The sequence below is a fragment of the Vibrio zhugei genome (assembly GCF_003716875.1).
In the GTDB taxonomy this organism is placed as follows: domain Bacteria; phylum Pseudomonadota; class Gammaproteobacteria; order Enterobacterales; family Vibrionaceae; genus Vibrio; species Vibrio zhugei.
The window spans coordinates 790239-803621 of the sequence record NZ_CP033078.1 but is presented as its reverse complement, the minus strand read 5'-3'; the positions used below and the strand labels follow the sequence as shown (position 1 = coordinate 803621).

General features: G+C 43.6%; 10 protein-coding genes. All 10 read left to right on the top strand.

Translation table 11 applies throughout. The features are described 5' to 3' along the window. Position 1 precedes the first annotated feature (1 nt). The 10 genes from EAE30_RS08975 (at position 2) to EAE30_RS08930 (ending at position 13354) form a co-directional block, all read left to right on the top strand. The gene (locus tag EAE30_RS08975; protein WP_123015599.1) at positions 2-2722 is read left to right on the top strand and encodes a heavy metal translocating P-type ATPase; all 2721 of its coding nucleotides are present in this window, start codon (positions 2-4) and stop codon (positions 2720-2722) included. A 180-nt stretch (positions 2723-2902) separates the two neighbouring features. Next, complete coding sequence (locus EAE30_RS08970) at positions 2903-3190, top strand: hypothetical protein (RefSeq protein ID WP_074373098.1); 288 nt, start codon at positions 2903-2905, stop codon at positions 3188-3190. A gap of 19 nt (positions 3191-3209) precedes the next feature. Continuing rightward, on the top strand, positions 3210-3452 hold the full coding sequence (locus tag EAE30_RS08965; protein WP_074373097.1) for a hypothetical protein: 243 nt from the start codon (positions 3210-3212) through the stop codon (positions 3450-3452). A 283-nt stretch (positions 3453-3735) separates the two neighbouring features. Further along, positions 3736-4110, top strand: a complete 375-nt coding sequence (locus EAE30_RS08960) for a DUF3316 domain-containing protein (protein ID WP_123015598.1) — start codon at positions 3736-3738, stop codon at positions 4108-4110. 52 nt (positions 4111-4162) lie between these two features. Next, positions 4163-4504 carry a P-II family nitrogen regulator gene (locus tag EAE30_RS08955; protein WP_123015597.1) on the top strand — a complete coding sequence of 114 codons (342 nt, stop codon included), beginning with the start codon at positions 4163-4165 and terminating at the stop codon, positions 4502-4504. Between the two features lie 30 nt (positions 4505-4534). Beyond that, positions 4535-5218, top strand: coding sequence for a heavy metal response regulator transcription factor (locus EAE30_RS08950; protein WP_089138919.1), 684 nt, complete (start codon positions 4535-4537; stop codon positions 5216-5218). Then, positions 5215-6534: a heavy metal sensor histidine kinase gene (locus EAE30_RS08945; protein ID WP_123015596.1), complete on the top strand. Its 1320-nt coding sequence runs from the start codon at positions 5215-5217 to the stop codon at positions 6532-6534. The genes EAE30_RS08950 and EAE30_RS08945 overlap by 4 nt, the downstream gene beginning before the upstream one ends. Positions 6535-7186: 652 nt before the next feature. Next, positions 7187-8506, top strand: coding sequence for a TolC family protein (locus tag EAE30_RS08940; RefSeq protein WP_370738707.1), 1320 nt, complete (start codon positions 7187-7189; stop codon positions 8504-8506). A 13-nt stretch (positions 8507-8519) separates the two neighbouring features. After that, entirely contained in the window at positions 8520-10229 is a 1710-nt protein-coding gene (locus tag EAE30_RS08935) for an efflux RND transporter periplasmic adaptor subunit (protein ID WP_123015595.1), read from the top strand. Continuing rightward, positions 10229-13354: an efflux RND transporter permease subunit gene (locus EAE30_RS08930; RefSeq protein ID WP_123015594.1), complete on the top strand. Its 3126-nt coding sequence runs from the start codon at positions 10229-10231 to the stop codon at positions 13352-13354. The genes EAE30_RS08935 and EAE30_RS08930 overlap by 1 nt, the downstream gene beginning before the upstream one ends. Positions 13355-13383 lie beyond the last annotated feature (29 nt).

The window sequence follows — 13383 nt, the reverse complement described above, 5'->3', positions numbered from 1 at the left end:
CATGAACACAACACAGTATTCTCTAGCACTTTCCGGCATTAACTGTGGCCGATGTGTCGCTAAAATTGTAGATGGGTTACGTGAAAGAGACCCTGATGTATCTTTCACTATTAATGATACGAAAAACAGAGCAGAGCTCATAACCACGTTGCTGCCAGAAAGCGCGATAGAAGTCCTTGCAAAGTTAGGTTATGCGGCTTCAATACCTACGCAACAAGAGTACCGTACATCAGTATCTAATGTTACTTGCCAACACTGTGTGGGTAAAATCACTCAAGCGATAGGTGCATTGGATGGTGCTGCTCAAGTGGTTGTTGATTTAGAAAATCAAACATTGGTTGTGAATAGCAGTTTGAACGGCAATGACATTGAAAGCGTATTAGTCGAACTGGGTTATAGCGGTATGACTGATGACACGCAACCACAAACTACGGATGTAATTAAATCGAACAAAGTGAAAACAACACAGGCGTTGGATGTCAGTATCGAGCTGTCATTAATCGGTGTCACTTGCGCAAGTTGTGTTAACACGATTGAAGGTGCTCTTATATCGGTGTCAGGTGTCGACTCTGTTGACGTGAACTTTGCGAATCGAACGGCGACCGTGGTTTCAAGTCAGCCTGCCAGCGTACTAATTGAGGCGATACAAGGCGCAGGATATGACGCAGAAGAAATTGTCGATCAGGCGTTAGCAAATGACCTCAAAGAAGAGCGTGAATCTGAGGAGTATCGCTTTAAAGTAAAACAAAGCGTTATTGGTCTTGGTCTCGGAGTACCGTTGATGGTGTACGGTCTGTTCGGCGGACCAATGAATGTCAATACGCAATCTGAGCAGTTACTATGGTTGGCCTTAGGTTTAGTGACATTTTTCATTTTAGTCCGTGCGGGCAAGCACTTTTTTACTGGAGCTTGGAAGGCCTTTCTGAACCGTAATGCGAACATGGACACATTAATAGCGCTGGGAACGGGTACCGCTTGGCTCTATTCAATGGTGGTCGTTGTCGGGCCGCAGTGGCTTCCGGAAAGTGCAAGGCACCTCTACTTTGAAGCTACAGCCATGATCATTGGTTTAATCAATTTAGGACAGGCGCTTGAGTTAAAGGCTCGAGGCAGAACTTCGCAGGCTATCAAGCGTTTGCTTGATTTGAGAGTCAAAACTGCCATGGTGATTCGTGACGGCAAGGAGATGTCTTTATCGATTGAACAAGTTATCACAGGCGACTTGATTCGGGTTAGAGCCGGTGAAAAAGTCCCGGTTGATGGTGTGATTACAGAGGGCGAGACAACGATTGATGAGTCTATGCTCACTGGAGAGCCAATTCCTGTTGTTAAACAAGTGGGCAGCTCAGTGTCTGCCGGGACGATTAATGACCACGGAAGTTTCGTTTTTGAGGCGCAGAAAGTGGGCAGTGATACCGTTCTTGCTCAGATCATCAGCATGGTGTCGAACGCGCAAAACTCAAAGCCACCAATCAGCCATCTAGCCGATAAAGTGTCTTCAGTGTTTGTACCAACCGTGATGATTCTATCGATTCTGACAGCGCTGGTTTGGTATAACTTTGGCCCTCAACCTTCCTTAGTCTATATGATAGTGGCAGCTACCTCGGTGTTGATCATCGCATGCCCTTGTGCACTTGGTCTAGCAACGCCGATTTCTACTATGATCGGTGTCGGTAAGACAGCCGAGTTTGGCGGGCTAATCCGAAATGGAGAAGCGTTACAAAGAGCCAGTGAGTTGGATGTCGTCGTACTGGATAAAACCGGTACGATTACTCAAGGTAAACCTGAAGTAACAAATTTTGTCTCGTTGTCAGATGATTCAGAGTTTCTGCCTCTGGTCAATGCTTTGGAGAAAGGATCTAACCATCCGCTAGCTAAAGCGTTAATCGCATTTACTCAAAGTGAGGTGCGTGATGAAGCGCGCTTACCAGAAGTGTCAGATTTCGAGTCATTAACCGGACTTGGTGTTCAGGCTCAGTATGCGGGTCAACGCGTGTTGCTTGGCAATCGCAAGCTGATGAAACAGTTTAACGTCAATGTTGAATTGGTTACAGAGCATGCATTGCAGTGGGAGCAAGAAGCCACCACAGTGGTGTATTTTGCGATAGGCGCTCAAGTGCAAGCGCTGTTCGGTATCAGTGACCCGATTCGAGATGATGCTCGAAGTGCGATAAATCGTTTTCATCAGCAAGGCATTCATGTCGTGATGCTAACGGGGGATAACCACAATACAGCGAAGGCGGTGGCATCACTCGCGAATGTTGATGAATATCATGCGGAATTGATGCCTGAGGATAAGCTTGACTGGATTAAACAGTTGCAAGCGAAAGCGCATGTTGTCGGCATGGTCGGTGATGGTATCAATGATGCGCCAGCACTTGCTCAATCAGACGTTGGTTTTGCTATTGGCAGTGGTACGGATGTCGCGATTGAAAGTGCCGATATTACCTTGATGCGCAGCTCACTCCACGGTATCTCAGATGTGATTGGGATCAGTACTGCCACAATGAAAAACATTAAGCAGAACTTGTGGGGGGCGTTTATCTATAACAGCTTGGGTATTCCTGTGGCAGCAGGGCTTCTGTTTCCGTTCACGGGTTGGCTATTAAGTCCGATCATCGCTGGGGCTGCGATGTCACTGTCCTCTGTTACTGTTGTAACCAATGCTAATCGCTTGCGCTTTTATACACCAGCTTCAGCCTCTACAACCAATGAGGAGTAATACTATGTTAGTCAATATATTAGGTCTTACAGCAATCGTGTTTATAGTCTGGTGGTTTTGGGGTAAGAAAAACGGCTAAGGTGACAAAATTGTCATGAACCCCTCCCCACTCCTGATCTAAGCGTTGCGATAAACTGAGTCTCAGTTAAACGAGTTAAAGTTATTTTGGAGAGCAAGAGAATGAAAAGCAAAAAATCAGATTGTCACAAGAATGGTCATCATAAAGGTCATGGATGGATGATGGTTCTATGCGCGTTATTAATGGTGGGTATTCCATTATTTATTCTCTCTTCTAGCCAAGAGATATTTAGTTGGGCATACCTTAGTAGTGCGATTGTTCCATTAATCATCTGTTTAGCTATGCATGGTTTAATGATGAAGATGATGATGCCAAGTGAAAAGAAAGACTCCGAAGCCAACGAGCAATCGGTGGAAAAAATTGAAAACAATCAACAGTTCAAAGCATAAGTAAGGGTTAGGTGATGTTATGAAAAAGTTATATGTATCAGTGTTATTTAGTGGTCTAGTTGCGATGCCGGTGTTAGCAACAAGTTCCATCGATGATCAGCATCGACATCACAATGTCGCGCAAAATGAGAAAGTGCATGTTAAGCAATCTCACGCGGATAAGATGAAGGATCACGATAGGATGATAGAACACATGCAAATGATGCAAAGCATGAACATGGAAGACATGCCAGAAGAGTGCAAAAAAATGATGAGTAGCTGAACCAATGAAATACTCGTAATCAGAAAAAGAGCTCCCCTTTACTTTTTCTAGTAAAAAAGAGCCGCCTCAGCTAACTGGGCGGCTCTTTATCGTTTATTGCCACAGGATTCATCGCAATTACAACAAGGCTGCTTATAGGGTTGCTTGATTTTGTTGTGGTGAAAAGTTTTTTGATTACCTACCACCTAAATCTCAATATGACAAAAATGTCATATTTGAGTGCCGGAAATCGTCACAACAATTTAGCTAAACTGAGTTCATCAAAACAGAAAAGGAAAAGTAAATGAACTTATTAAACAAAATGCTATTAACTAGCTCTATTTTGCTGACTAGCGCCGCTGCAATTGCTCAGCCGTTGTATTCCGGTGGCAATTACATTAGTCGAGTAGATCATAAAACGGTATCTACTGATGCAGTGGGCTCTAAACAAGAAGCATACACGTTAGGGGCAGAAAAACTGTTAGAGTTTGAGGGTATGAGTGGGCGAGACTTAAATGCAGCTCTAGTCCTTATAAATGGTATTGTTCGAGATAAGACTCACCTAGAAGATGGAGGGTATGTAACTGTTCAAGAAAGATTGAATAGTCAAGGTCAGCTAGAATATGTAGCGAAAGTACATCTTAATGTCCATTATAAAGAACGAGATGCCAACAACTAAACTCAGCAGAGCCCTTAGAACCTTAACTTGTTCTAAGGGCTAAGGAGCAGCTATGATTGATAAAATTTCGATAATATTTCAGGAGCAAAAGCTTGACGATATAGAATCGATCCTCGCAGAGGAAGGTGTGCTAAACTTCACGATTAGTCAAGTGCAAGGGCGTGGAAGGCATACGAACGTAATTGATACCCATGCTTTAAACACACATTACCAACTAGATGTTTTCATTGGTCATAGCCATACTCAGAGCTTGGTTGGGGCACTACTGGATACCCTATGTGTGTCACAAGAAGGCAATGGTGTTACGTCTGTTATAGAGAACGTTTTGTTGTTTGATAATAATATGAAAAAACAGATTTCTAACCCATCATATAATCACAAGCTTGATGTATAACACCGAAGGAAACCAAGGTATTTTTCTTATATGAAGTTACTCGTTGTAGAAGATGAAGAGAAAGCAGGATCCTATCTTAAAAAAGGTTTAATGGAGTCAGGGTACAATGTAGATCTATCTACCGACGGTGTAGATGCTTTGTACTTAGCTACGACCAATGAATATGATCTTATAGTCTTAGACATTATGCTACCAAAGCTGAATGGGTGGCAGCTATTACAGACGCTTCGCAGCAGTGAACTTACTACACCTGTCATTATTCTATCCGCTAAAGATCAGGTTGAAGATAGAGTTAAGGGGCTTGAGCTAGGAGCGAATGATTACCTTGTCAAACCTTTTGCCTTTGTTGAGTTGCTAGCAAGAGTCAAAAACGCATTACGTCATCAAGCCGCAACAGTCAAGACAGAGTCTGTTCTATGTGTTGCTGATTTGAGCCTCGACTTGCTTAAACGAAAGGCGACTCGTAACAATGACACGATCCCTCTGACAGCAAAAGAGTTTTCTTTGTTGGAATATCTATTTGCGAAAAGAGGTCAAGTCGTCACTCGCACTCAGATAGCGTCCGCTGTTTGGGATATGAACTTTGATAGTGATACGAATGTTATTGATGCAGCAGTGAAAAGATTGAGGTCGAAAATCGACAAGCCTTATCAAAACAAACTCATCCAGACCGTGCGAGGTATGGGGTACAAGCTTGATGACGGCGTAGAATGAAAAAATTACTAAATCAATCAATCGCACGCAAACTGGTGTTTATGTTTGTCACAGCCTCTTTTGTGGTTTTAGTCGTGTTTGCTTTAACGATCCAACACGCTATCAAGAACCACTTTAATGAACAGGACTATAGGCACCTAGAAACAAAACTCCGCCCTTTGATAGGCACTGTTGAGCGTGATTTAGACTTGTTCTATTCTTGGGATATTTCCGCTTGGGTCTTAAACAACAAACAGGTGGTGAAAACAAATAATGAAACTATTGACTTTCCATCTGAGCTGATAGGCAGCTCCTCATATGAATGGAGTGTAGGCAATAACCGTTTTCATGCTTTTAAGTTTGATTACCCAGAGATAGAAGGTGGTGCGGTTGTTCTTGCAATTGATGTGACTCACCATAAGGTGTTTTTCGACAAACTAAATACTATTCTATTTTGGACATTAGTTTTGACACTGAGTTTGTCGGGTACTTACGCATTAATTATTGTTAGAAATGGATTACAGCCACTGAAACAATTAAAAGAGTATATCGCGCAAGTGAACACGAGCAACCTCAGTATGCGTATACCAAGTGACTCACTTCCAAAGGAGTTAAGCAGCTTAGTTATTTCTCAAAATGAAATGTTAGAGAGGCTGCAAGAAGGCTACCTCAGGTTGAGTGAGTTTTCATCTGATATTGCTCATGAGCTAAGAACACCTTTGAACAATATCATGACCCAGACTCAAGTAACGCTTGGTTTAGAGCGTTCAATTGAAGAGTATCAAGATATTTTAGTGTCTAATCTTGAAGAGTTAGGGCGATTCAATAAGACCATTTCGGATACACTTTACCTAGCTAAATCAGAGAATAAACTTTTACATAAGATCGAAGAAAAGCTTGATTTAAAAGAGGTGATCACACCCTTACTTGAGTACTATCAAGTGTTGGCAGAAGAGAAAAACGTTCGATTTACCTTCGATGGCTCATCGACTTTACTCGGTGACAAAGATATGCTTCAACGAGCATTTGGTAATGTGTTGTCTAATGCGTTGAGGCACTGCTTTCATAATACGGAGGTATCGGTTGTAATCACAGAGTCAGAGACGACCACCACGGTGACAATCAGCAACATTGGTGAGCCTATCTCTACGGGCTCTTTGCCCTATATATTTAAACGGTTCTATCGTTCCGATAAATCTCGTGTCCATAATGGAAGTGTTGGTGCCGGGTTAGGGCTTCCTATAGCTAAGGCCATTATGAAAGCACACAATGGGGATATTTTAGTTAATTCGAAGGATGAGCGAAGTGAGTTCGTCTTTATTTTCAATAACCTTTAGTTCTAACAAGTTTTAAATATCACTATTGCCCATCAGTTCTGATACTGTATTATGAATGCAAAGTGAAAAGGTACCACATGACAAACTCTTTGAGACAAACAAGTATTTTGATTATCAGCATCTTAGCGATGTTGATGTCGAGCTACGTCTCAAGTATGCCAATGATGGATATGAGTCCAATATCGACCTCTTCAGTTCAACCTTCTAATCATGACTCGATGGAAATGTCTGAGACTACAGCAAGCCATTATGCGATGATAGGCTGCCCATCGATGGAGGTGACAAAGAGCGATAGTTCTATTCATTGCGATAGCTCATCTACCTCTGGTGGTGACTGCTGTAAAAGCGTGTGTACTAGCGTATTTTTCCCACTCTCATCTTCTCGCTTAATCAGTACATCTGAATCTGATTTAGCCCTGCGTCACCCAATCAAAATAGGCGTTACAGTAACTCGTATTCAGAGCTTACTGCGTCCACCCTCTGTTTAATTCAACTATCATAGCTATTTAGCTCTCAATTCTTTCTGCTGGAAGGCAGAGGTTGAGGTATGTCCATATCATTTTATCGTGGATAAACAACAATGAGTATTGAATTAAACGGCTTCAGGGCATTTAAATCCCTGAGTCTTGGGGTTGCAATTGCACTTTATGCAATGCCTGCCCTGTCACATTCGGGGTCGAACGCGACTCCACAAACTATCGCGGCTTCGACGCAGCAGTTGAATGCCCTAATTGAAGCGGCTCTAGCAAATGATACGAGTCGCTCTCAATATGCTGCGCAGTCACAGGCGATGCGTGAAACGGGCGTTGCAAGCTCGACTCTCATGGATCCAAAACTTAAGGTGGGCTTTGGCGGTTTACCTGTGGATTCATTTAAGTTTGACGAAGATCCTATGACGAACATTTCTGTTGGATTAATGCAACAGTTTGAACGGGGTGCAACGTTAGATCTTAACCAACGTAAAGCGAATCAACAGGCCGATGGTATGGCGTATCAGGTTCAAGTTCGTGAACGTGAAGTGGCGAATAGTATTACTCAACTATGGTTGGAGCTGGGCTACCTTCAATACGCAGAAACGTTGATTGAATCTAATCAACGTCTCATGGTAGAGATGGAGCAGTATATTCAAACCAATTACTCAATTGGTAAGAGCGAAGCGCAAGACCTGCTTAACACCCAACTTCAAGTCAATAAGCTCGACGAAAAACTGCAATCGAATCAACAAATGCAAAATCGAGTCGTTGCCCAGTTATCGGAATGGCTAGGTTCAGAGTGGTTGAATCGTCGTTCTATTGACTCGAATCAGGCTGGCTATCAATTAGACTGGTCGCATTTGAATGCGCTTTTAGATCAGCAAACGAGTGACACCCAGTACTACATGCTGCTTAATCAACATCCTATGGCGCAAATGGCTGACGCCAACATTTCTGCTAATCGCACCCAAGTTGAGGTTGCTGAACAATCTTATACACCACAATTTGGTGTCGAAGTGATGTATGCCTACCGTCAATCTGACAACATGAAAGGTGAACCAGCTTCAGATTTGCTGAGTGCCTATCTTACTATGGATATCCCTTTGTTCACTGATAACCGCCAAGATAAAAATGTAGCGGCCGCTCAATACCAAGTGGGCGCAGCGCAATATCAAAAAGATACGCTGCTCGCTCAAATGAACGCCCAAGTAAACGCATTAATGACGGACAGAATGAATCTCATTGAACGCATTCAGCGCTACCAAGAGCGCTTATTACCTCAGTCCAAAGCCCGCATTGAAGCGATAGAGCGCGGTTATCAGAACAATACTGCTCAGTTTGGTGATGTCATTACTGCATCAACCGATGAATTGGCTCTTCAAATGGAGCTTGCTCGCCTAATAACCGATATGAACCAGGTCAATAGCAAGTTATCCATGTTACTTGGTGGTTTCGAATATCAAGTTTCTGCGCCAAACACTCAGTACAATGAACAATAATAAAGGAATCAAGATGAGTACATTTAAAGTTGCAAGCCTAGCGTTACTGATCGGCAGCGCATTGGGTTATGGAGCGAATATTTACCTTTCAGGCATGAACTATAACATGGTTGGAATGACAGCTTCTGAGTCTAAATCAAGTGATGAACCACTGTATTGGGTCGCACCGATGGACCCAAACTATCAGCGAGATAAACCGGGAAAGTCGCCTATGGGGATGGATCTTATTCCTGTGTATGCTGATGACCTCAATGGTAGTAACGACAAGCCAGGAACAGTAAAAATCGATCCTGCGGTTGAAAATAACCTCGGTGTAAAAACAGATACCGTAAAGCAAGAGGTCCTTGCACCACGCATCGAAACTGTCGGCTATGTCGCCTTTGATGAGAGTCAACTTTGGCAGACCAATGTTCGAGTATCGGGTTGGGTTGAAAAGCTTTATATCAATGCCGTTGGTGAAAAAGTGAATCAAGGTGACACGCTGTTCACTCTGTATTCCCCAGAGCTTGTAAAAGCACAAGAAGAACTGATCAGTGCCTATAAGACCCAACGTAAAGGAATGATACAAGGTGCTACCGATCGTTTGATCACTTTGGGGGTTGACCGCAATCAAATTAAATCCATCGCCCGTCGAGGTAAAGCGTCACAATCCATTGAAATTAAAGCACCGGCAGACGGCGTTATTGCAAGCCTCAATATTCGTGAAGGTGGCTACCTTTCTCCAGCTCAAGCGGTGATCAGCGCAGGTCCTTTGAATCAAGTATGGGTAGATGCAGAAGTCTTTGAACGTCAATCACATTGGATTAAACAAGGCAGTCAAGCATCTATGACATTGGATGCCTTACCAGGTGGAGAATGGAATGGTGAAGTGGATTATGTTTATCCCATTCTTGACCCTAGTACGCGTACATTGCGTGTCCGCCTTCGATTCGATAACCCACAAGGTGAACTTAAGCCGAATATGTTCGCTAACGTCGCGCTAAAACCGGTATCAAGTGATGAAGTGTTAACCATTCCACGTTCCTCAGTCATCCGCTCTGGCGGTATGACTCGCGTGGTTCTGGCTGAGGGAGATGGAAAATATCGCTCTGCCAGAATTGAAGTTGGTCGTGAGTCCGCTGACAAGATTGAGGTCATAAAGGGAATGCAACGAGGAGATCGTGTTGTTACGTCCGCGCACTTCATGTTGGACTCTGAATCAAGTCAGTCTGCCGATCTATCCAGAATCAATGGTGTTGAGCCAACTGCTGAAACGGCGTGGGCAACCGGCGAAATTACAGACGTAATGGCTGGGCATAGAATGCTAACTATTAATCATAAACCTGTTCCTGAGTGGGACTGGCCAAGAATGACCATGAATTTTATGGTATCAGAGAACGTTGAAATGGACCAACTTTCAAAAGGTCAAACGATTGATTTTGAAATGCAAAAATCTGAATCGGGTCAATATGAAATCGTTGATTACAAAGTAAGTGAGCTGAGCATAAATACAGAAGTATGGATAGACGGTGATGTCTCTATGTTAATGGCGGACTTTGGTATGGTGACACTAAATCATGCCCCTGTGGCTGATTGGTCCTGGGATGCAGGTGAGCTCAACTTTTCAGTCGGTGGTGACTTTGAACTCTCAGGTTTTCAGGAGGGTGACAAAGTTCGGTTTCTAGTTGAGAAACAAGGATCCGATTATCTTCTCAAAGAGTTAGTTAAAAGTGAGGATAAGTAATGATAGGTGCCATTATTCGCTGGTCTATCAACAATCGCTTCTTAGTGTTGGTAGCCACTTTTGCCCTCGTATTTGGTGGGCTTTATAGCGTAAAAAACACTCCTGTAGATGCCTTACCTGATTTATCAGACGTACAAGTTATCATAAAAACAAGTTACCCGGGTCAGGCACCCCAAGTGGTGGAAGATCAAGTCACGTATCCGCTTACAACGGCTATGCTTGCCGTTCCTGGTGCAGAAACTGTTCGTGGATATTCGTTCTTCGGTGATTCCTACGTGTATATCATTTTTAATGATGATACTGACATGTATTGGGCTCGCTCTCGAGTGCTCGAATATTTAAGTCAAGTAGCTCCAAACCTTCCCCCAAGCGCTAAGCCAACCCTTGGTCCGGATGCGACAGGTGTGGGCTGGATTTATAGTTATGTATTGCAAGACAAAACCGGACAGCATGATTTAGCCGAATTGCGTAGCTTACAAGATTGGTTCTTGAAATATGAGTTACAAACAGTTGATGGGGTGTCTGAGATTGCGACTGTTGGCGGTATGGTTAAACAATATCAAGTGCAAATTGATCCGGCTAAATTGCGTGCATACGACCTCACGTTACAACAAGTTAATATGGCTATTCAAGATGGTAACCAAGAGAGTGGTGCGTCCGTAGTAGAAGTTGCAGAAGCTGAGCACATGGTTCGAACCACTGGTTACTTGTCTAGTATTGATGACATTAAAGCGCTTCCACTCAAGGTAAGCAAAAAAGGAACCCCCCTATTATTAGGTGACGTTGCTGATATTGACCTCGGACCACAGATGAGACGAGGAATCTCTGAATTAAATGGAGAGGGCGAAGCCGTAGGTGGCGTAATTGTCATGCGTTTTGGAGAAAACGCGAGCGAAGTGATCAATAATGTTAAGGATAAGCTAAACGAGCTTCAGGGTAGCTTGCCTGATGGTGTTGAGATAGTGGCTACTTACGATCGTTCTACGTTAATCAATGCAGCGGTTGAGAACCTTTGGAAAAAGCTTGCAGAAGAGTTCATTGTTGTCGCTATTGTATGTGCGTTGTTCCTATTCCATATTCGGTCTTCGCTCGTTATCGCATTGAGTCTCCCTGTCGGTATTTTAGGAGCCTTTATTGTCATGCATTGGCAAGGTATCAACGCCAATATCATGTCGCTAGGAGGGATTGCAATCGCGATAGGTGCAATGGTAGACGGTGCTATCGTTATGATAGAAAACGTACATAAGCACATTGAACGGACTCCATTGACTGACAAAAACCGATGGCAAGTGATTGGTGATGCGGCGCAAGAGGTTGGTGCACCGCTGTTCTTCTCGCTACTGATCATCACGCTAAGTTTTGTTCCTGTATTCGCATTGGAAGGTCAAGAAGGCAAGATGTTCTCGCCACTCGCCTTTACTAAAACTTATGCAATGGCGGCAGCAGCCGGCCTTGCTATTACGTTAGTGCCGGTGCTCATGGGATATCTTGTTCGCGGTAAAATATTACCAGAGAACAAGAACCCTATTAATAAAGGTCTAATTGCCCTTTACAAGCCCTTACTGAATATTAGTCTCAAGCACCCGAAAAACATGATTGTATTGGCTATTGCTCTTATGGGGTCTGCTTATTATCCAACAATGAAGCTCGGTAGTGAGTTCATTCCTCCTCTTGATGAGGGTGACTTGATGTATATGCCAACCACCTATCCAGGTATTTCTATTGGTAAAGCGCGAGAGTTGCTTCAGCAGACAAACAAGCTAATTAAGACGGTACCCGAAGTACAGACAACATGGGGTAAAGTCGGTCGTGCTGACACTGCGACAGACCCTGCTCCCTTAACTATGATTGAAACCGTTATTCAGCTTAAACCGCGTGATCAGTGGCGTGAGGGCGTGACAACTGAGTCGCTACGAAAAGAGTTTGATGACTTGATTCAATTTCCTGGTTTAACTAACGCATGGGTGATGCCTATAAAGACGCGCATCGATATGTTGGCAACCGGTATCAAAACTCCAATTGGAATAAAAATAGCTGGAAGTGATTTAGCTGAAATTGAGAAAATAGGTGCTCAACTTGAATCTATCCTAAACAACATTACAGGCACTGCATCTGTATATGCAGAGCGTGTTGCTGGTGGTCGCTATGTGACTATTGATATCAATCGCAAAGCTGCAGCTCGCTACGCTCTTAGCATTAAGGAGATCCAACAAGTTGTTTCTACCGCAGTAGGTGGCATGAACATTGGTGAAACGATTGAAGGCCTCGAGCGTTACCCAATTAATGTTCGCTACCCTCAAGGCTATCGTGATTCAGTCGTTAAGCTACAGCAATTACCATTGGTTACCCCAAGTGGCGCTAGAATTGCTTTAGTTGATGTTGCCGATATTCGCTATGAAGATGGTCCACCAATGATTAAAACAGAGAATGCTCGTCCAAATGGTTGGGTGTTTGTTGATATTGATGGCAGAGACTTAGGCTCTTACGTTGAAGAGGCAAAGCAGGCGGTTGCAAAACAACTTGATATGCCAGCTGGCTATTCACTTGCTTGGTCAGGCCAATATGAGTACATGGAGCGAGCGAAAGAGCGCTTAGTTGTCGTGGTGCCTATTACGATTGCCATCATTATGCTTTTGCTTTACTTGAGTTTCCGCCGTATTGGTGAAGTGATGATCATCATGCTAACTCTACCGTTAGCCATGGTTGGGGGGCTGTGGTTGATGTATTACCTTGGCTACAATTTCTCTATCGCGGTGGGCGTTGGCTTTATTGCTTTGGCTGGGGTTGCCGTCGAGATCGGGGTCATCATGTTGGTGTATCTCAACCAAGCATGGCACTACACCAAACTGGATGCCCAAGAACAGAGCAAATCACTGAATGTAGATGATTTGAGTAGCTCGATTCGAGAGGGAGCTGGATTACGTGTTCGTCCGGTAATGATGACGGTTCTTACGGTGATCATCGGTCTTATCCCAATCATGTACGGTGAGGGCACTGGCTCTGAGGTAATGCAGCGTATCGCAGCACCGATGATTGGTGGCATGGCCTCAGCTCTGTTACTAACACTTCTCGTTATTCCTGCGATTTTCAAGGTTTGGAAAATACGCGAACTCAAACACCACTAAACACACATACGGGCTAAGAACGAACTTAG